The 21499-nt window shown below is 42.4% G+C and carries 16 protein-coding genes; 14 read left to right on the top strand and 2 right to left on the bottom strand.

Annotation, left to right across the window (positions count from 1 at the left end; translation table 11 throughout):
* Positions 1 to 116: 116 nt before the first annotated feature.
* The 5 genes from O9316_RS07450 to O9316_RS07430 all read left to right on the top strand — a co-directional run bounded on the left by O9316_RS07450 (position 117) and on the right by O9316_RS07430 (position 7972).
* Entirely contained in the window at positions 117 to 2660 is a 2544-nt protein-coding gene (locus O9316_RS07450) for an ATP-dependent Clp protease ATP-binding subunit (protein ID WP_298205127.1), read from the top strand.
* Positions 2661 to 2736: 76 nt separating this feature from the next.
* Positions 2737 to 4101, top strand: a complete 1365-nt coding sequence (gene rimK, locus O9316_RS07445; RefSeq protein ID WP_298205128.1) for a 30S ribosomal protein S6--L-glutamate ligase — start codon at positions 2737 to 2739, stop codon at positions 4099 to 4101.
* On the top strand, positions 4092 to 4460 hold the full coding sequence (locus tag O9316_RS07440) for a DUF1304 domain-containing protein (protein ID WP_298205129.1): 369 nt from the start codon (positions 4092 to 4094) through the stop codon (positions 4458 to 4460). The genes rimK and O9316_RS07440 overlap by 10 nt, the downstream gene beginning before the upstream one ends.
* A 178-nt stretch (positions 4461 to 4638) precedes the next feature.
* The gene (locus tag O9316_RS07435; protein ID WP_298205130.1) at positions 4639 to 6801 is read left to right on the top strand and encodes a carboxypeptidase-like regulatory domain-containing protein; all 2163 of its coding nucleotides are present in this window, start codon (positions 4639 to 4641) and stop codon (positions 6799 to 6801) included.
* 4 nt (positions 6802 to 6805) lie between these two features.
* On the top strand, positions 6806 to 7972 hold the full coding sequence (locus O9316_RS07430) for an OmpA family protein (protein WP_298205131.1): 1167 nt from the start codon (positions 6806 to 6808) through the stop codon (positions 7970 to 7972).
* Between the two features lie 3 nt (positions 7973 to 7975).
* Here O9316_RS07430 and hutH read toward each other — a convergent pair whose 3' ends face one another.
* The gene (gene hutH, locus O9316_RS07425; RefSeq protein WP_298205132.1) at positions 7976 to 9478 is read right to left on the bottom strand and encodes a histidine ammonia-lyase; all 1503 of its coding nucleotides are present in this window, start codon (positions 9476 to 9478) and stop codon (positions 7976 to 7978) included.
* Positions 9479 to 9951: 473 nt separating this feature from the next.
* Between hutH and thrA the strand changes: the two genes are divergently transcribed.
* The 4 genes from thrA (at position 9952) to O9316_RS07405 (ending at position 15740) form a co-directional block, all read left to right on the top strand.
* Positions 9952 to 12399 carry a bifunctional aspartate kinase/homoserine dehydrogenase I gene (thrA, locus tag O9316_RS07420; protein ID WP_298205133.1) on the top strand — a complete coding sequence of 816 codons (2448 nt, stop codon included), beginning with the start codon at positions 9952 to 9954 and terminating at the stop codon, positions 12397 to 12399.
* Between the two features lie 10 nt (positions 12400 to 12409).
* Complete coding sequence (locus O9316_RS07415) at positions 12410 to 13336, top strand: homoserine kinase (protein ID WP_298205139.1); 927 nt, start codon at positions 12410 to 12412, stop codon at positions 13334 to 13336.
* Between the two features lie 142 nt (positions 13337 to 13478).
* Positions 13479 to 14771 (top strand): threonine synthase, encoded by a 1293-nt coding sequence (gene thrC / locus O9316_RS07410; protein ID WP_298205134.1) that lies wholly within the window; start codon positions 13479 to 13481, stop codon positions 14769 to 14771.
* A gap of 336 nt (positions 14772 to 15107) precedes the next feature.
* Positions 15108 to 15740, top strand: a complete 633-nt coding sequence (locus O9316_RS07405; protein ID WP_298205135.1) for a hypothetical protein — start codon at positions 15108 to 15110, stop codon at positions 15738 to 15740.
* Positions 15741 to 15763: 23 nt separating this feature from the next.
* Here O9316_RS07405 and O9316_RS07400 read toward each other — a convergent pair whose 3' ends face one another.
* Positions 15764 to 16936: a proline dehydrogenase family protein gene (locus O9316_RS07400; protein WP_298205136.1), complete on the bottom strand. Its 1173-nt coding sequence runs from the start codon at positions 16934 to 16936 to the stop codon at positions 15764 to 15766.
* A gap of 86 nt (positions 16937 to 17022) precedes the next feature.
* Between O9316_RS07400 and aroB the strand changes: the two genes are divergently transcribed.
* From aroB to O9316_RS07375, 5 genes are all read left to right on the top strand, one after another.
* Entirely contained in the window at positions 17023 to 18084 is a 1062-nt protein-coding gene (gene aroB, locus O9316_RS07395) for a 3-dehydroquinate synthase (protein ID WP_298205137.1), read from the top strand.
* A 56-nt stretch (positions 18085 to 18140) separates the two neighbouring features.
* Positions 18141 to 18314: a hypothetical protein gene (locus O9316_RS07390; RefSeq protein WP_288041004.1), complete on the top strand. Its 174-nt coding sequence runs from the start codon at positions 18141 to 18143 to the stop codon at positions 18312 to 18314.
* 64 nt (positions 18315 to 18378) lie between these two features.
* Positions 18379 to 19779 (top strand): arginine decarboxylase, encoded by a 1401-nt coding sequence (locus O9316_RS07385; RefSeq protein ID WP_073362405.1) that lies wholly within the window; start codon positions 18379 to 18381, stop codon positions 19777 to 19779.
* Between the two features lie 75 nt (positions 19780 to 19854).
* Complete coding sequence (locus tag O9316_RS07380) at positions 19855 to 20829, top strand: deoxyhypusine synthase family protein (protein WP_073362407.1); 975 nt, start codon at positions 19855 to 19857, stop codon at positions 20827 to 20829.
* A gap of 9 nt (positions 20830 to 20838) precedes the next feature.
* Entirely contained in the window at positions 20839 to 21258 is a 420-nt protein-coding gene (locus O9316_RS07375) for a DNA primase (protein ID WP_298205138.1), read from the top strand.
* The last annotated feature ends 241 nt before the right edge of the window (positions 21259 to 21499 follow it).

The following is a 21499-nucleotide window of genomic DNA, read 5'->3' as shown; positions in this document are numbered from 1 at the left end:
CCCTGACGACTATTGCACTTTTTTTTGTCATTTTACAACCATAGGTAGCTTGGGAATGATTTTTGCAATTCCAGCTTAGATTTAGTAATTTTACCAAAACCCTTAATCGGATTGCTATGGATGACAATTTTTCACCTCGAGTCAAAGATGTAATCACGTACAGTAAAGAAGAGGCCTTACGCTTGGGCCATGACTTTATTGGCACGGAACATCTGATGCTGGGGATTTTACGCGATGGTAATGGGAAAGCGATCACTATACTAAATAATCTTTCGGTGGACTTAGAACATCTACGCCGTAAGGTTGAAGTATTGAGTCCCCCTAACCCTTCGGCTGACCACAGTATCGAAAAAAAGAATTTACACCTAACCCGCCAAGCCGAACGCGCTTTAAAGACAACCTTTTTGGAAGCTAAAGTTTTTCAAAGCACCTCGATCAGCACGGCACATTTATTGTTGTGTATTCTTCGCAATGAAAACGATCCCACAACCAAGCTGTTGAATAAATTGAAAATTGATTATGAAACAGCTAAAGAACAATATCTACAAATGACACCGAAAGACGAAGATTTCATGGATAACCTCCCCAAAAACGAATCCTACAATGACGATTCAGGGCAAGACGACAGCTTGAAAGGAGAAAATTTTAATAATCCAACGAATAAATCCAACAAAAAGTCGAAAACCCCTGTTTTGGACAACTTTGGTCGGGATTTAACCGAGTTGGCCGAAGAGGGCAAATTGGACCCCGTAGTAGGTCGTGAAAAAGAAATTGAGCGTGTTTCTCAGATTCTCAGCCGCCGTAAAAAGAACAATCCCTTATTGATTGGTGAACCCGGAGTAGGTAAATCCGCTATTGCCGAAGGGTTGGCTTTACGCATTATTCAAAAGAAAGTCTCACGCATCTTATTCAATAAACGCGTGGTTACCCTAGACTTGGCATCACTGGTGGCCGGAACGAAATACCGAGGCCAATTTGAAGAGCGCATGAAAGCAGTGATGAATGAATTGGAAAAAAATGATGACATTATTCTTTTCATTGATGAAATCCATACGATCGTCGGCGCAGGTGGTGCAACGGGTTCGCTCGATGCTTCCAATATGTTTAAACCGGCTTTGGCTCGTGGAGAAATTCAATGCATTGGGGCAACCACATTAGATGAATACCGTCAATATATCGAAAAAGATGGGGCTTTGGAACGTCGTTTTCAAAAGGTAATTGTTGAACCAACTACAGTACCTGAAACGATCACTATTTTGAACAACATCAAAAACAAATACGAAGATCACCACAACGTCATCTATACGCCTGAAGCAATTGAAGCTTGTGTGAAGTTGACCGATCGATACATGTCCGAACGTTTCCTTCCCGACAAAGCGATTGATGCCCTAGACGAAGCCGGTTCTCGCGTACACATCACCAATATTGATGTCCCTAAACAGATTTTGGACTTGGAACGCCAGCTGGAAGAAGTGCGCGAACTTAAAAATTCGGTCGTAAAACGTCAGAAATACGAAGAAGCTGCCAAGTTGCGTGACGACGAGAAAAAGTTAGAAAAGGAATTGGCCATTGCACAAGAACAATGGGAAGAAGATTCCAAAAACAATCGCATTCAAGTCACCGAAGATAATGTCGCCGATGTGGTGTCTATGATGACGGGCATTCCGGTCAACCGTATTGCGCAAACCGAAAGCAACAAATTGGCCCATTTGCCGGAATTACTTCAAGGTAAAGTCATAGGGCAAAATGATGCGGTTCTGAAAATTGCACGTTCGATTCAACGGAACCGGGCGGGACTCAAAGATCCGAATCGACCGATTGGTTCCTTTATTTTCTTGGGGTCAACAGGGGTTGGTAAAACACAATTGGCCAAAGTACTCGCTAAAGAATTGTTTGATTCTGAAGACGCCTTAGTACGCATCGACATGAGTGAATACATGGAAAAATTTGCCATTTCTCGTTTAATTGGTGCGCCTCCAGGCTATGTGGGCTATGAAGAAGGCGGACAATTGACCGAGAAAGTGCGCCGTAAACCGTATTGTGTGGTGCTTTTGGACGAAATTGAAAAAGCACACCCCGACGTGTTCAATATGATGCTACAGGTTCTCGATGACGGCTATTTGACCGATAGTTTGGGCCGAAAAATCGACTTCAAGAACACCATCATTATAATGACTTCTAATGTGGGAGCGCGTCAATTGAAAGATTTCGGACAAGGTGTTGGATTTGGTACTGCAGCAAAAGTGGCCCAAGCCGATGATCACTCCAAAAGTATCATCGAAAATGCGTTGAAGAAAACTTTTGCGCCCGAATTCCTGAACCGTATTGATGACGTGATTGTCTTTAATTCCCTAGAAAAAGCAGACATCGATAAAATTATTGAAATCGAATTGTCCAAATTGTATGCCCGTATTGCCGATTTAGGGTACACGCTTACCTTATCAGATACTGCCAAAGCGTTTATTGCCGACAAAGGATTTGACAAACAATTTGGAGCGCGTCCGTTGAAAAGAGCGATTCAAAAATATGTTGAAGATGCGCTTGCCGAAGAAATCATCACTGCCAAGATTAATTCAGGCGACGAGATTTATATGGACATTGAAGAAGGAGCCGAAGAATTATCGGTAACCGTTCAAAAAAAGGGCGAAACGACAAATTAACCATTTCATAACTTTAAAAACGAACCACGAGTAATCGAAATCATTTATTTCGTTTCTTCGTGGTTTATTTTTTATCATGCAAAAACTTATCTTAGGTTCAGAAGAATGGTGTGGTTTTCCACAGTTGGGACTTCCTACTATAAAAGCACGGGTGGATTCAGGCGCTAAAACGTCAGCACTACATGCGATAAATATTGCCCCTTTTCAAAAAGAGGGCGAAACTTGGGTGAAATTTGACATCAATCCCATACAGAAAAATCAAAAAACAATCATTCATTGCGAAGCCAAAGTGGTCGACAAACGCGTCGTTAAAAGTTCGAGCGGCTACCGCGAACAACGCTATGTCATCCAGACCGATTTGCAATTGGGCGACACGTGTTGGTCGGTAGAAGTGACCTTGACCAATCGCGATTCCATGGGATTTCGAATGCTTTTGGGACGTGAAGCGATGAGCGGCAGGATATTGGTCGACCCCGAGCAAAAGTACTTGTTGGGCGAACCCACTACAGAATATTTAAAAGAGATTTATCAAAAAGCAGTGGCACAACGAACCGGTTTACGTATTGGCTTGTTGGCTAGTAATCCTGAACTCTACAGTAACCGCCGTATCATGGAAGCGGGAGAAATGCGTGGGCATGAAATGCATTTTTTAAATATCAAAGAATGTTACATGAAACTCGATGCGGTGAAGCCTGAAATTCATTACCGTGGCGGAAAAATATTGGATAATTTTGATGCGATTATTCCGCGTATTCGTCCCAGTATCACCTTTTACGGCTGTGCATTGACCCGGCAATTTGAAGCCATGAAAGTCTACTGCCTAAACTCCGCCAAAGCCATCACCCAATCCCGTGACAAACTGTATTCCTTACAACTCCTACTCCACCACGGGGTCGATATTCCCACCACAGGTTTTGCCAATTCGCCATTGGATACCGATGATTTGATTAAAATGGTGGGCGGAACCCCGTTGATTGTTAAACTTTTGGAGGGAACGCAAGGGAAAGGTGTCGTGTTGGCAGAAACTAAAAAAGCGGCCGAATCGGTAATTAATGCGTTCAAAAGTTTGAATGCCAATATCTTGGTGCAAGAGTTCATCAAAGAAGCCGATGGCAAAGATTTGCGCTTATTTGTCGTCGATGGCAAAGTAGTAGCTGCCATGCAACGGGAAGCCGCTCCAGGGGAATTCAGAGCCAATATTCATATGGGAGGAACCGCTTCTGTGGTCAAAGTAACGCCCGAAGAGAAACGGATTGCCATCAAAGCCGCCAAAGCAATGGATTTGAAAGTAGCGGGCGTCGACATCATTCGTTCCTCCAAAGGGCCACTTTTACTGGAAGTGAATTCTTCTCCCGGTTTGGAGGGCATTGAAGGAGCCACGAACAAAGATATTGCGGGGGAAATGATTAAATCAATCGAAAAAAATTTCAAATGGAAATAGTTTCAAAAGGTCTTATTGCAGCCATTGCGCTGTTACACGGCTACATATTATGGTTGGAAATGTTTGCTTGGACCACCCATGCTAAAAAAGTTTTTAGAAGCCTTCCGGAAGATTTGTTTGAAAAAACGAAGGTCATGGCTGCCAATCAAGGACTGTACAACGGATTTTTGGCCGCCGGATTGCTGTGGTCGCTGGCCATCACGGATCCGGATTGGAGTAAAAATGTAGCCTTATTTTTCTTAATCTGTGTGTTTATCGCAGGATTGTACGGTGCAGCTACGGCTAGTAAACGAATTTTTTATGTGCAAAGTGTTCCCGCGCTATTGGGGATTTTGAGTGTGTTGTTTCGGGAGTTTTAATTTGAACGACTAACTGCGTTTCAGCCCCGATGGAAGCGGCATCCCCCGATGGCAATCGGGTATACAGCGGACAGCGGGTGAGTATGCTTTAGGACGACAAAATGAGTTGCTGCCTCAAAAAAAACAGCACTTTCCAACCTTTTGATGTTCGTTATACTCTTTATAAAAAAACGAAAGTATGCAACGAATTCCAACCTCCCGCTCCTATTTTTGCTGCCTTATATGGGCGCTTTTTGTAATACCCGCTGCCTGGTGTCAAACGCTAAGCGGCACGATAGAAAGCGATAATCCGCAAGAATTCTCAGGCATCGAGATTATCAATTTGAATAACAATCACGCCACGGTGACCTCGACATCGGGGACGTTTGTGATTAAAGGGCAAAAAAACGACGTGCTTCGCCTTATTACGCCGTATCGAAATTATAAGGTGAAAGCAAAAATGAGGGACAATTGGACGATTGCCCTTGCAAAATTGAAACGTCAAATCATCAAACAAGAAAGAAAACAACAAGCAAAAGAAGATCGCCTCAATCGACGTGGCCAACATCGTAGTCATCGCCGTTACGCTCGGGTTAAAAAACCCCAACGCATTGAAATCAACAACCATGAACGGTATGACAATCCATTTAAAAACCCAGTGATTGGACGTGTTCTTGACGCCACGGGCTCGCTTCCAGGCGCTACCGTTCAAATTAAAGGAACTACCAAGGGTGTGCATACGGATATTGAGGGCTATTATGGCATCGATGCAAAAATGGGGGACGTATTAATCATTTCGTTTGTAGGATATCGTTCTGTGGAAATAAAAGTAACCCATCCGATTATGAATGTGGTGCTTGAAGACGCTAGTGTGACTTTGGATGAGGTGGTGATATTACCCTATCGTTCGACAAGAACAAAAAGAATAACAAGCGCTTCCGATTTGGCAATGACGCCCAAACCGGTTCCTGCTGCCGTCGAAGAAACGAGGTCCGCAGCCCCTTCTACCTCGGGTTCAAGCACCTCTTCAATGCCCAAAGCGGGACAATTAACCGCTACCGAAGTCAATGATTTTAGTCATTACACCTATTGGCAAGGCCTGACCGAGAACGAACTGAATCAATGGAAGAATTATTGGAAAATCTGTCCCACGCATCGCTATTCATTGGTCTTAAAAAATGATAAAGGCTACCCTATCGTAAATAAAATTGTACGATTACAATCGGGGGCTACTACTGTATGGACGGCCCGCACCGACAACACAGGTCGCGCTGAATTATGGAATATGCCCGAAACCGAAGCCAATGCAGTGGGAACGGGACTTCAAATCACAGATGAATCAGGCACCGTATTATGTAGCAATCCCAAAGAATTTCACGACGGCATCAACAGCTATACCTTTCAAAACGAATGCACATCGCAATCCAAAATCAACATTGGATTTATGATTGATGCCACGGGCTCAATGGGAGACGAAATCAGCTATTTGCAATCGGAATTGTATGATGTTATTGAAAGAACAAAACAACAACTACCGGATGCCACTGTGGCTATGAGCAGTTTGTTTTACCGCGACATAGGCGACGATTATGTGGTAAAAAACTTTGATTTTACGGCTGCGATTCCCAACGTGATTCAATTTATCAAAAAACAAAGCGCTGGCGGTGGTGGCGATTATCCCGAAGCGGTAATCGAAGGACTTGATAATTCCATTCACCAAATGAGTTGGGAAGACGATGCTACTTCAAAATTATTTTTTGTGGTTTTGGATGCACCGCCGCATTACTCGGAGACCACCATTAAAAAACTTCATCTCTTGGGGCGACAAGCCGCCGAAAAAGGCATTCGAATTATTCCGCTTGCCGCTAGTGGCATCGACAAATCGACCGAATATTTGATGCGCGCTTTGGCTTTGGAAACCAACGGAACCTACCTCACGTTGACCAACCACAGCGGCATTGGCGAAAATCACATCACACCCTCGGCAGAAAGTACTAAAGTGGAAATGCTGAATGAACTCTTGCTGCGCGTTATACAGCAATTTAGTGCCATAAATCATTGTGATCAAGAGGAAAAAAACTTTGCACAAAACACCCTTCTGGATGAGCAAAGCGCAAAAGATAAGCTCGTTACGTTTACGTATGCCCCCAACCCCACAACCGCTATGGTGACCCTTCGTGTGGACCAGCCTGCAAGCGAAGTCTTTTTATTTGACACTACAGGAAAATTAATTTTTTACCGAACGGAATCGGCTACTGAATACACATTGGACCTGACCGGATTACCCAATGCAGTGTATTACCTAAAAATAAGGATTGGGGAACAAACCCGATATGGAAAAATAATCAAACAAAACGAATAGCTACATGAAAAATTTATTCCTAACTGTGGTATTGAATAGCCTTGTTTTGGGTTCGGTTTGGGCACAACGCGCAACCGAAAAATCGGAAGCCACGCTCTACTTTGATACCAACCAATTTCGACTCACCGCTTTACACCAAAAGCAATTGGATTCACTTTTTCCGTATGACATGGGAATTGGTTTAAAACATGAATTTCACGTTACAGGGTATACCGATGAAACAGGACCGCTTGCTTACAATCAGTGGCTCTCAACACAACGTGCTACTTCGGTAGCGGATTATTTACGTCAGAAAGGGATTGAGGAATTCGAATTAGTTTACAAAGGCGGTGGTATTTGTTCATTTTTTGATTCAAACGCCAAGCAACGAAGCGTAGCTATCGAACACCGACGTATTCGCGGCTGTGGATTGATGGAGGAAACGATGGATACGATTGCCTTTGAAGAACCGTATTTCAAAAACATTTCGGCCTATTTTACGAGCGAGGATATGATTCGCGATCGGGTTTTTGCCATTGATATACACGAAAAATTAATCAAAACGGCAGGCATGTATTTGTTTGAACCGAATGAAGACTTCTTTAAAACTGTAAACGCCAATACGAAGGTTCGCTTTTGTTTTCCGTTGGCCAAAGGCAAAAAATTTGATCCTGACATGAAGGTTTGGCGATTGGTATTGAATGCGAAAGGGGAAAAACGATGGGAAGAAACTGCGGTTCCCGTGCACTATAATCCCCAAACGAATTGTTATGAAACGTATATGAATTGCTTCTATTTGCGGGGACAACGAGGCATCAATATTGACAAAAGTAATCGTGAACTGGAAATCGAAATTTCGTTGTATAAAAATGTCGACACCAAGGAAGTCGAACTCACCGATGCTGATTTTTCTGCTGTCGATGAAAAAAGAAACTTAACCGTCTATCAATTTGTAGGAATGACAATTCAAGAATCGGGGAATTTTAAAGGAAAATTTAGAAAAAATGGGGTGGAGCACGAATTGAATTTTCCGTTAACCAGTTGCACCAAAACAGAACATCCCGACGGACGAAAGCGCTATAACCTTACGGAGAAAAGTCACTTTTGGGTCGATGGCAAAGCATACAATGGCCCCAGAAATCTCTGGCAACGCATTGGCGATTGGTTTCGGAAAAATGAAGATCCGTTGTAAGCGCTACTCTTCTATATCAATCACAAAACTGCTCAAAAAAGCCACCGATTTTTCGATATCGTAATGTAAAATTCGATCTTCTTCCACTAACGGCACTTCTTCACGGTACGATTTTAAGAAACTTTCCAAGAATTCGCTACTGCGTAAAGGTCTTCTGAATTCAATGGCCTGAGAGGCATTCATTAATTCAATCGCTAAAATCCGTTCCAAATTGTCAACAATGCGTAAGGCTTTCGTAGCGGCATTCGACCCCATACTGACGTGGTCTTCTTGCCCATTACTGGAAACAATACTGTCTACTGACGCAGGTGTAGCCAATTGTTTGTTTTGACTGACGATGCTGGCTGCCGTGTATTGCGGAATCATAAAACCCGAATTCAATCCAGGATCATTCACTAAGAAAGCGGGCAAACCGCGTAACCCCGAAATGAGTTGATAGGTACGACGTTCGGAAATACTTCCGATTTCGGCTAGGGCAATGCCCATAAAATCCAGCGCTAGGGCCAACGGTTGCCCATGGAAATTCCCTCCTGAGATGATTTTATCGCTTTCGCGGAAAATATTGGGATTGTCGGTAACCGAATTGATTTCGGTTTTAAACACTTTTTTTACATAGTCCAAAGCATCTTTACTCGCACCATGCACTTGTGGAATACAACGGAAGGAATACGGATCTTGAACGTGTTGTTTGGGTTGCCCAATGATTTCACTACCTTCCAACAAATCACGCATGCGTTCAGCCGTCGTTACCTGTCCTTTATGTTGACGAACATAGTGAATCAAATCATCAAAAGGTTCGATACGACCGTCAAAAGCTTCCAAGGAAATAGCCGCAACCACATCGGCTAAATACGTAAGTTTCATGGCTTTCAATAGCACAAAACAACCGTAAGCACTCATGAATTGGGTTCCATTTAACAAAGCCAATCCTTCTTTGGATTGCAAGACAATCGGTTCCCAACCTTTGTTTTGCAATGCTTTAGCCGCAGGTTGACGAAAACCATCGACATACACTTCCCCTTCTCCAATGAGTGGCAAACACAAATGGGCTAAGGGAGCTAAATCACCGCTGGCACCCAACGAACCTTGTTCGTAGACTACAGGAAGTACATCATGATTGTAAAAATCTATCAAACGTGCTACCGTAGCCAATTGCACCCCCGAATGGCCGTAACTTAACGATTGTACTTTCAACAAAAGCATCAATTTGACAATAGCATGTGGGACTTCGGGTCCGGTACCACACGCATGCGATTTCATCAAATTCACTTGCAGCTGCGACAAGTTATCATTGGATATTTTTACATTACACAACGACCCAAATCCAGTATTGATACCGTAAATGGGTTCACTTTGCGCCGCCATTTTTTCATCCAAATAGGAACGGCATTTTTGAATATTCACTTTGGCATCCTCCGACAATGCAATGGTTTTGCCTTGATGAATGATTTCGTGCAATTGTTCTAGCGTTAAAACCTCCGAACTGATGTAATGTAGGGTATCCATGAAACCTGATTTGCGTCCAAAATTCAACAAACCCATTAGATTATGCAACAAAAACTTTCGATTTTTATTGACATATCCTTAAAAACTCTCCTAAAAAAGAGAATTTGTTGACAATTCAAATTTCGATAACGATATACCATTTTGATATTCGCAAAAGTTTAGAACAAACTTTGTTATTTAACGCATTGTTTTAACTTTGTCATTATGAAATCAGCATCGAAAACAGCATTTTTCTTGAATACAGCCACTACTTCGGCTGTTGTTTTCTATGGCACCACCACCACGACCCCTTAAGGGGTTCATTGTACACATATCGTCCATTCGCGGATGCTTGATAAAAGCATGCCAACTCTTGTATCCAATACGAATTCATTGTTATCAGCTCCCCTAAAACTTGATACGAAGCTTTAGTCGACTGATGATGCGAAGCGAAATAAACTTGAAACCTGAAACTTGAAACCTGAAACCCTATCATGAAAACCCTTAAATTTGGAGGCACTTCCGTTGCCAACGCCACCAACATACAAAAATGCGTAGCGATTATTTTAGAAAAAGCAAAACACCATCGTTTAGCCGTGGTTGTTTCAGCTTTTAGTGGTGTAACCGATTTACTTTTGCAGGCTTCGGAAAAAGCAGCTGCGAAAGACACTGCCTACCGCACTCTTTTTCAGGAAATTGAAAGCAAACACAAAACCGCTATTGACGAATTAATTCCAGCAGTTGAACAAGCAGAAATCATTGCCATAGTGCAATCGGAATTGCAATACCTTAAAACCTTACTGGACGGCTGCTATTTGTTGGGCGAACGAAGTCCGAGAACTACGGATGCCATTGCGGGGATGGGCGAACTCTTAAGCGCACAAATTATGGCCAAAGCCCTGCAACTTCAATTGCCTGAAAGTGGTTTCAAAGACAGCCGCGAGTTGATTGTGACCGATGCAAATTATGGTAAAGCACAAGTGGATTTTAAAACAACCAATACTTTAATTGAAGAGTACTTTGCATCATCCATTCATAAAGTTACGCTTTTGCCCGGATTTATTGCGCGCGACAATAATAACAATACTACAACGCTTGGTCGTGGCGGTTCGGATTATACAGCAGCCATTATTGCTAATGGTATTAATGCCTCCGATTTAGAAATTTGGACGGACGTCAACGGCATGTTTACAGCCAATCCCAAATTGGTTAAACAAGCCCGACCGATCGCTTCTATTTCCTATCAAGAAGCGATGGAATTGTCGCATTTTGGGGCTAAAGTCCTCTACCCTCCTACCATCCAACCCGTTTTGAAATCACACATCCCCATTTGGATAAAAAACACCTTCGAACCCGAAGCGGAAGGCACCCTAATTTGCGCGCAACCCCAAGGAATACCCAATCCTATCAAAGGGATTTCGCATATTGACACAATCGCTTTAGTAACCTTAGAAGGCTCCGGAATGATTGGCGTTGCGGGTTCGTCCAAACGATTATTTGACGTATTGTCGCGCGAACACATCAATGTAATATTCATCACCCAAGCGTCTTCCGAACACTCGATTTGCGTGGGCATTCAATCCTTTGAAGCCGAAAAAGCCAAAACCGCCCTAAATCAAGAATTTGCTGTAGAAATGGCGCAAGGCAAAATCGATTCCTGTTTGGTTGAAACGGATTTATGCATCGTGGCGTTAGTAGGTGAGAACATGAAAAACCACCAAGGGATTTCAGGAAAAATGTTTAGCACCTTAGGGAAAAACAACGTCAATATTCGCGCCATTGCCCAAGGGGCATCCGAACGTAATATATCGGTAGTCATCAATGAAAAAGATGTCAAAAAAGCACTCAACACCTTACACGAACGCTTTTTTGAAGACAATCTCAAGCAGCTGAATTTGTTTGTCATGGGCGTTGGTAATGTGGGGGAGAAATTTTTGGATCAAATTCACCAACAGAAAAAGTTTTTGAAAGAAAATTTGAAACTGAATGTGCGTGTGGTTGCCCTAGCCAATTCCAAAAAAATGGTTTTTGAAGAAGAAGGAATTGGGTTAAAAGACTGGAAACAAGCATTAGAGCAAGGTCAAACCGCTAATCCCGACGAATTCATAGCAACCGTTCGTGCACTCAATCTTCGGAACAGTATTTTTGTTGACAACACGGCCAATGAATCGGTGGCGATGCTCTACGAACACTTCCTAAAAGAATCGGTAGCCGTCGTAACGTGCAACAAAATTGCCTGCGCTTCGGAGTATACGCATTACCGCAAACTCAAAGACTTGTCACGTAAGTATAATGCACCTTTTCTATTTGAAACCAATGTGGGCGCCGGACTTCCTATCATCGATACGTTAAAACACCTTATTGCTTCTGGGGATAAAGTGCATAAAATTCAAGCCGTTTTATCGGGTAGTTTAAATTTTATTTTCAATAATTTCAGTTCGACCTACAGTTTCCATGATGTCGTCAAAGAAGCGGGTATTCAGGGGTTTACCGAACCTGATCCGAAAATCGATTTGAGTGGTGTGGATGTAGCTCGCAAAATCTTAATTCTCATTCGCGAAAGCGGTTATCAAATGAATATGGAAGCCATCGAAAACCGATGTTTCTTACCGGATGCTTGTATGCAAACGACAAATAATCCAGATTTTTTTGCATCGCTGCTCCAACATGAAGCCCATTTTAATGCACTTTTAGAAGAAGCAAACGCCAAAGAAAGTCGCATCAAGTTTGTTGCCGAATTTGATCAAGGTAAAGCAGCCGTCGGATTGCAATTTATTCCCAAAGACCATCCCTTTTACAATTTGGAAGGAAAAGATAATATTGTGTTATTTTACACCGATCGGTATGTCGATCAACCGCTGCTGATCAAAGGTGCGGGGGCGGGCGCTGCCGTTACTGCCTCGGGTATTTTCGCGGATGTCATCCGAATAGGTAATTTTTAAATGAAAAATGATGACCGAACTCAAACTCTTTGCACCGGCTTCGATTGCCAATTTGAATTGTGGCTTTGACGTCATTGGTGTTTGCTTGCAAGCGATAGGCGACGAAATGATTTTTCGAAAAACGGCTGAAAAAGGATTGCGAATTACAAAAATCACAGGGGCTTCATTACCCTTTGAAATTGATAAAAACGTTGCTGGAGTAGCCGCACAAGCCGTATTGGATGAAGTGGGCGAACCCGATTTTGGTATTGAAATCGAAATTCATAAAAAAATCCGTACAGGGAGTGGCATTGGGAGTTCGTCAGCCAGTGCTTCGGGTGCCGCATTTGGCGTCAATGCGCTTTTAGGCTATCCCCTTTCCAAAAAGGAATTGGTAGCGGCAGCCATGAAAGGCGAAGCTCTTGCGAGTGGCAGTGAACACGCCGATAATGTGGCGCCTTGTATGCTGGGTAATTTCACCCTGATTCGCGGCTACGGTCCGCTAGATGTGGTCCAAATTCCCTCTCCAAGTGACTTGTTTGCCGTAGTGTTACATCCACAGATTGAAATAAAAACAGCCGATGCGCGTGCCGTTTTGGAACCCACCATTTCCCTAAAAGCTGCCATTACGCAATGGGGGAATTTGGGCGGACTCGTAGCCGGTTTATGTACTCAAGATTATGATTTAATTGGACGTTCGTTACAGGATGTGGTTATCGAACCCTTGCGAAAAAAATTGATTCCTTTTTTTGATGAACTCAAGAGGGCTGCACTCCATAGCGGTGCACTAGGCGCTGGAATTTCAGGGGCGGGCCCCTCTGTTTTTGCCTTATGCCGCGGACGGGATCAAGCGGAAAAAACGGCCTTCGCGATGCATCAAGCCTATGTGGAAACCGGAATTGAATTTGATATGCATATTTCAGCAATTGATCCGGAAGGCGTGCGAATAATGGAATAAAAATACAATTCTACACCTGATTTCAAAATCTCGAGAGCAATATAAAACTTGACACGAGGCTTTAGCCGACTGATGGAGCGTAGCGGAATAAACTTGAAACCTGAAACTTGAAACCTGAAACCTAAAACCTTTTACCCATCCCATGAACTATTACAGTCTTAACAACCCCAACCATAACGTCAACTTTAAAGAAGCGGTGATTGCTGGCTTAGCGCCCGATCGCGGACTTTATTTTCCGGAAACGATTCCAACACTTAGCGACGAATTTATAGCCCATATAGAAGATTATACAGCGGAGGAAATTGCGTATCGAGTAATCGCTCCTTATGTAGGCACATGTATTCCTGAGAAGGAATTACGCCAAATCATTTCTGAAACCCTTTGTTTTGATTTTCCCTGCGTACCGGTTCATGATGCCGTATACAGCTTGGAATTGTACCACGGTCCGACCCTAGCCTTCAAAGATGTAGGTGCCCGATTCATGTCGCGTTGTTTGGGGTATTTCAATCAAAATACGACACAAAAATCGACGGTATTAGTTGCTACATCAGGTGATACGGGCGGTGCTGTGGCCAATGGATTTTTAGGCGTTAAAGGAGTAGATGTAGTAATTCTCTATCCCTCAGGAAAAGTGAGCGATATACAAGAACGGCAATTAACTACATTAGGGCAAAACATCCGCGCTTTAGAAGTACAAGGCGTTTTTGATGATTGCCAGGATATGGTCAAATCGGCGTTTTTGGATGATGATTTAAAAGCACTCGGACTCACCTCAGCGAATTCCATTAATGTGGCGCGATGGCTCCCGCAAATGTTCTATTACTTTTTTGCGTGGCAACAAATAAAAAAACACCATAACGAATTAGTAATTTCATGTCCGAGTGGCAATTTTGGTAATATTTGTGCGGGATTATTGGCTAAAAAAATGGGATTGCCGATTGCCCACTTTATGGCAGCAACCAATGTTAATGATACCGTTCCCGAATTTTTACAAACGGGACGCTATACTGCCAAACCCTCACAACCCACGCTATCCAATGCCATGGATGTGGGCAATCCGAGCAACTTTGTGCGCATCCAAGCGTTGTATGACAACAATCGAGAAGCACTATTAAACGACTTTTCTTCGTTTGCCTACACCGATGCACAAACGCGGGAAGTGATGGTTGCCCTCTATGAACAAACTGGATATATCGCAGAACCTCACGGTGCAGTGGGTTATTTGGGTTTACAACAAGTACTTCAAAAGCATCCCGAAGCAGTGGGCCTCTTTTTGGAAACCGCACATCCTGTCAAATTCTTGGAAGAAGTAGAATCCACCTTGAACATTAAACTCCCTATTCCCGAGTCGATTGCCCAACTTATGGCACGTGAAAAAGTGAAGACGTCGATTGCTACCTACGCTGATTTGAAATCGTATTTGCTGTCCTCCTAGTTGGTTTTGAAAACCATTCGTCGATACAGCCCCGACCTGCCTGCCGGCAGGCAGGTAGAGCCGGTATCCTCGTAGCGCAGCGAAGAGACCTGCCCGCCGGCAGGCAGGTAAAGGCGAAAGCGGGACCGAGGTTCCTATGAAACTCTTGGTTTGTGCTGCCTAAAAACACTTTTGAAATTCTACTAATTTTGACTTTAGATTGTAAAATTAAATACTAAAATTGTTGTGTCGGAGTTATAACAAAAACGCATTATGCAACTCCGACATTTACTAGTGTGCTTTCCTTTATGGATAAGTTGCCAAAATACACCTGCGACGCCTGTAACAATAGAAAAAGTGATACCAGTATCCGATCCTTTGCTTTTTCCGAAACCCTCCCAAGAAAGTTATGCCCAGCAAAAAAAGACGGTAAAAGATGTGAAAAATGGACTTACAACAGCGACTTCTATTGAAGAAACCTCACGGGTTTTCACGTCCATTATGGTGCAGCATCTTATTCCGTATTGGGTAGGTACGCCCTGGTCGTTTGAAGGGCATCCCGAGCAACCCGGAACGCAACCGGTAGCCTGTAGCTATTTTGTAGCCACGGTACTTCGCGATGCTGGGGTAGCCCTCAATCGCTATCGAATGGCACAATTGGGTCCCGAAGAGGAGGCACGCTATTTGAGTAAAAATGACCCCTACCTTACCCTATCCTTTTCTGATGCTGCGTCGGGTAAAAAAATGTTAGCTGAAAAAATTCCCGAGGGGATTCATTTCATCGGATTTGGCGCCATACATGTCGGTTTCATTTACCGCAAGGGCAATCAAATGGTATTTATCCATTCGTATTACAAAAACGCTATCGGAGTGCTAATTGACCCCGTTGAAAACTCACCCTTGTGGGAGGTTTGCAATCGTTTTTATGTCTATCCATTATCGGGGAACGCCTCATTTTTAACCCGTTGGAAAACAAATAAAGCGGCCTAAAAACCGCTTTATCAATTCGTATGTTATTTATCTAATTTTCGGCGTTCGCGTTCGGTCTTCAAGAGGTTCAATTCCCGACTCGTTTGTCCCGCCACAGAGGTATTCTCTTCGGCACGACGAATCAAATAGGGCATTACATCACGAACAGGACCAAAGGGCAGATATTTTGCCACATTATAGCCGTGAGCCGCAAGATTATAACTGATATTGTCGCTCATGCCATACAATTGGCCAAACCAAATGCGAGCATCATTTTTCGCGATGCCTTTTTGTGCCATACAAGCCATTAATTTGTATGAACTTTCTTCATTGTGCGTTCCGGCAAAAATCGCCATACGTTCCAAATGCGTCATCATATACTCCACAGCGGCATCATAATTGGCGTCGGTGGCGGCTTTATCGGCACAAATTGGCGTTGGATACCCGTGCTGTTGTGCTCGATCGTTTTCTTTTTCCATGTAGGCGCCCCGCACCAACTTCATCCCAATGTAAAACCCATCGTTTTCAGCCTTAGCATGCAATTGTTTTAAATAGTCCATACGATCCCAGCGGTATAATTGCAAGGTATTAAAAACAATAGCTTTCTTTTGGTTGTAGCGACGCATCATTTCTTCAACAATCGCATCGGCGGCATCTTGCATCCAACTTTCTTCGGCGTCAATCAACAAGGCGACATCTTTTTCATAGGCTGTTTTGCAAATAATATCAAATCGTTCTTGCACGCGATTCCATTCGGAACGTTCGGCTTCTGTGAGCGGATGTTTTAGACCTACTTTTTCATACAACGCGATACGCCCCAAGCCCGTAGGTTTAAAAACAGCAAAAGGAATAGCGTTGCGCTCTTTGGCAAAATCAACGGTTTTCATGGTCATATTTAAAGCGGCATCAAACTGCGCCTCTTCTTCTTTTCCCTCAACGGAATAATCCAATACGGAGGAGACGCCTTTGGTATACATTTTATCGACCACCGAAAGGCAATCGACCTCGGTAGTTCCGCCACAGAAATGGTCAAAAACCGTTGCACGAATCAATCCCTCAACGGGCAAATGGGCCTTGATGGCAAAATTGGTGACTGCCGTTCCAATACGAACTAAGGGTTCACTGGCAATCATTTTAAACAAAAAATAAGCCCGATCCAATTCGGTGTCGGTCTTCAAACTAAAAGCAACTTCTGTGTTGTTAAATATCTTTTCCATAGTGGTTTGAAAGTACACAAATGTATCAATTTATACGTGAAAAAAAACCAAAAAATGGTGTATTTTTGGACTCAAAATTGACAATAATGCAAGCAATCATGGCAAATGGGTATCCCATTGAATTTAATGCAGCGGGATATTCAGCGCTGAATCAATACATTGCCCAAAAAAAATATTCCACTGTATTCGTATTAACTGATACACACAGCCATGAATACTGTGCGCCACACTTTTTAGCGCTACTTGAAACGACAGCTCCGGTTGAAATTATAGAAATCGAACCCGGAGAATCGATGAAAACAATACAAACCTGTGTGGAGTTGTGGACCCTACTGACCGAAATGGGCGCTGACCGGAAGTCCTTATTGATTAATTTAGGCGGAGGCGTAATTACGGATTTAGGGGGATTTGTAGCCGCTACATTCAAACGAGGCATTGATTTTATACATGTCCCCACAACGCTATTGGGAATGGTAGATGCTGCGATTGGCGGTAAAAATGGCGTCGATTTAGGGTTACTCAAAAATCAAGTGGGCGTGATTCATAATCCAAGACTCCTTCTGATAGACAGCACGTATCTTCAAACACTTCCCGCACGACAAATGCGATCGGGGTTGGCTGAAATGTTTAAACACGGTTTGATTCACGATGCGCACTATTGGGCACAGTTGTGTCACTTGAACGATTTGGATGTAAATGACTTGGATGCTTTGATTCACCGCTCGGTCGCTATAAAAAATGAAATCGTTTCACAAGACCCAACCGAAAATGGGATTCGGAAGGCATTGAACTTTGGACATACGTTGGGGCATGCCATTGAAAGTTATTTTTTAAATTCAGACTCGCCCCTATTGCATGGGGAAGCCATTGTATTGGGAATGCTCATGGAGGCTTTTATCTCCCACCAAAAAGGATACCTTTCCGCAGCGGATCTACAAGCGATAAAAACAGGATTACAAACTATATTTCCACCTTTCACTATCACGGAAGAAGACCAACTTTACATACGAGAATATTTGATTCACGACAAGAAAAATGAATACGGTCAAATTCAGTTTGCATTGTTGGAGGGAATCGGGAAAACGCGACTTCACGAAACAGTTGAAAACGAATTAATTACAGCGGCTTTCGAGTTCTTAAACAACTAATATTTTTTTGTAAAAATAATTGTAAATCGATTTTATTATTTTTTACATTTGCGGGGATGAATAAAAATGTTAAAGCCACCCTAAATGCGCACCGTATCGACCTTTGTAAATCGATACCTCAAGGTGCTGTTGCTTCCTTTTTTATTCCCAAATTCGACTGTTTTTTCCACATTCAACTTTCTGATTATACCATGGACTTATCGATTGTCTATGAAAATTTACGCGTTTGAAAAATTAAAAACGTTTACTAAGCATTTGCATTTGTTTTTAATTTAATCTTTTTCAAACGGTAAAATGAATACTAAATATTTCGACTTAATAAACCAAACTTTTTATTTTCCACAAGAAGAGTTCACCCTTAACAAAGACACCCTTCTTTTTCATAACATCGACTTGATGAAATTGGTAGAGGAATACGGCACTCCGCTTAAATTCACCTATCTGCCACAAATTTCCAGCAACATCAACAAAGCCAAAGGTTGGTTTCGTAAAGGCATGGAAAAAATCGGGTATGAAGGAAAATACTACTACTGTTATTGCACCAAAAGTTCGCACTTCGAGTTCATCATGAATGAAGCGTTCAAAAACAACATTCATATCGAAACGTCTTCGGCCATTGATATCAATATTGTGGAAAAGCTTTTGGAAAATGGCAAAATCAACAAAAACACCTACGTGGTGTGCAACGGTTTCAAACGCGATGCGTATGTAGAAAACATTGCGCGCCTGATCAACAACGGCCATAATAAAACGATCCCTGTCATTGACAATTATGAGGAGTTGGATTTGTTGCAAGAGCAAATCAAAGGAAAATTCAAAATTGGAATTCGTATTGCCGCCGAAGAAGAACCCAAATTTGAGTTTTATACCTCGCGCTTGGGTATTGGATACAAGGATATCGTTCCTTTTTACCGCAAGCAAATTCAGGAAAATAAAAAAGTGGAGTTGAAAATGCTACACTTCTTTATCAATACGGGAATTCGCGATACGGCCTATTATTGGAATGAATTGCTCAAGTGTATGAAAGTGTACATTGCACTTAAAAAAGAATGTCCTACACTCGACAGTTTGAATATTGGCGGTGGCTTCCCAATTAAGAATTCGCTCGCTTTTGAGTACGACTACCAATACATGGTTGACGAAATTTTGAATCAAATCAAAATTGCCTGTGACGATGCCGAGGTGGAAGTACCGCATATCTTTACCGAATTTGGTTCGTTTACCGTGGGCGAAAGTGGCGGAGCAATCTATCAAGTCCTTTACCAAAAGAAACAAAACGATCGGGAAAACTGGAACATGATTGACAGTTCGTTTATTACCACCCTACCCGATACATGGGCGATCAACAAACGCTTCGTGATGCTAGCCGTCAACCGTTGGAATGACACCTATGAACGGGTGTTACTCGGCGGAATGACCTGTGATAGTGATGATTATTACAACTCCGAACAGCACATGAACGCAGTATATTTACCCAAATACAACAAGGAAAAACCGCTGTATATTGGTTTCTTCAATACGGGAGCCTACCAAGAAACGATAGGTGGTTTTGGAGGTTTACACCACTGTTTGATTCCCCAACCCAAACACATTCTCATCGATCGAGATGAAAATGGCATCATTGCTACGGAGGTCTTTTCACCGCAACAAACCTCCGACGATGTATTGAAAATACTGGGTTACGATAAAAAATAAATTTTCGTTTGAAGTTTTAAAAAAATAGTTTTTCTTTGACCCCAAGCAAACCATCACACCTAGAACAACGAGACCATGAGTAAAGGGCCTATTAGTCAGTTTATTGAAAACAACTTCTTGCATTTTAACGCCGCAGCTTTAGTAGATGCTGCCAAGGGGTATGAAGCCCATTTGTTGGAAAATGGAAAAATGATGATAACCCTAGCGGGTGCAATGAGTACCGCAGAATTAGGAAAATCATTGGCTGAAATGATTCGTCAAGATAAAGTGCATATCATTTCATGTACCGGTGCCAATTTAGAGGAAGACATCATGAACTTGGTGGCCCATAATTCATACAAACGCGTCCCCAACTACCGGGATTTGTCACCTCAAGAAGAATGGGATTTATTGGAAAATCACTACAACCGTGTAACAGACACCTGTATTCCTGAAGAAGAAGCGTTTCGTCGCTTACAGTCCCATTTGTTTGATATTTGGAACAAAGCCGACAAAAATAACGAACGCTATTTTCCGCATGAATTCATGTACCAAATGATTTTATCGGGGGATTTGGAACAATACTACGAAATTGATCCCAAGAATTCGTGGATGGTAGCTGCAGCAGAAAAAAACCTACCGATTGTTGTCCCCGGATGGGAAGACAGCACCATGGGGAACATTTTTGCTTCCTATTGCATTAAAGGAGAATTTAAACCGACTACCATGAAAAGTGGGGTCGAATATATGATGTGGTTAGCCGATTGGTATACTAAAAACTGCGCCGGGAAAGGGGTTGGTTTCTTCCAAATTGGAGGAGGTATTGCCGGTGACTTCCCAATTTGTGTCGTTCCGATGTTGTATCAAGACATGGAAATGCACGACGTGCCCTTCTGGAGTTATTTCTGCCAGATTTCTGATTCAACAACGAGTTACGGTTCCTATTCTGGAGCAGTGCCGAATGAAAAAATTACATGGGGGAAATTAGATATAACAACTCCTAAATTTATTGTAGAATCCGATGCTACCATTGTAGCACCACTTATCTTTGCTTACCTGTTAGATTTATAAAACCTACTTATGAGACGAGTTATTGTTGATTACGCCAAACTAACCAGCGATATTTTGAACCTTTTGGTCGAAAAATTTCCCGATGGATACGATGATTCCGATATCATTCGTTTTCGAAATGCCCAAAACGAATTGGTGGAAGCCGTAGAAGTTCGTACAGAAGACACCATTTATTTGGTAAAAGTAAGTACCAAATTGGCTTCTCGTATGGAAAAATTTGAAGATGAAGAAGAAGATTTAGATGCCGTAATTGAACCGATTGCTCCCGTTAAAGGGGTCGATTTGGATGATGACGACATTCCCGGTGATGAAGAGGAAGACGATGTTGACTTATTAAAAGACAAAGGCGGTTCTGACGATGATGACGATGACGACGACGACGATTTTGAACCCTCTGAAAGTTATGATGACGAAGAGGAAGACGAGTAATTCGAGTTATGAATTATGAGTTATGAATTATGAGTTATGAATTATGAGTTATGAATTATGAGTTATGAATTATGAGTTATGAATTATGAATTATAAATTATAAATTAGTACTGATGCGTTAATTTTTAGTTGTTAAATAAATCTATTTGTTCATTGAAATTTTGATTTGATTGAAAATCTGTTAGGAGCTCACTAATTGGAGTTTTATCGAATACTGATATCCCTAGAATTTGAATAATTT

It is taken from the genome of Flavobacterium sp. (assembly GCF_027533505.1).
Taxonomy (GTDB): domain Bacteria; phylum Bacteroidota; class Bacteroidia; order Flavobacteriales; family Flavobacteriaceae; genus Flavobacterium.
Note: the sequence above shows the minus strand (reverse complement) of the source record. Positions and strands in the feature narration are given on the sequence as shown.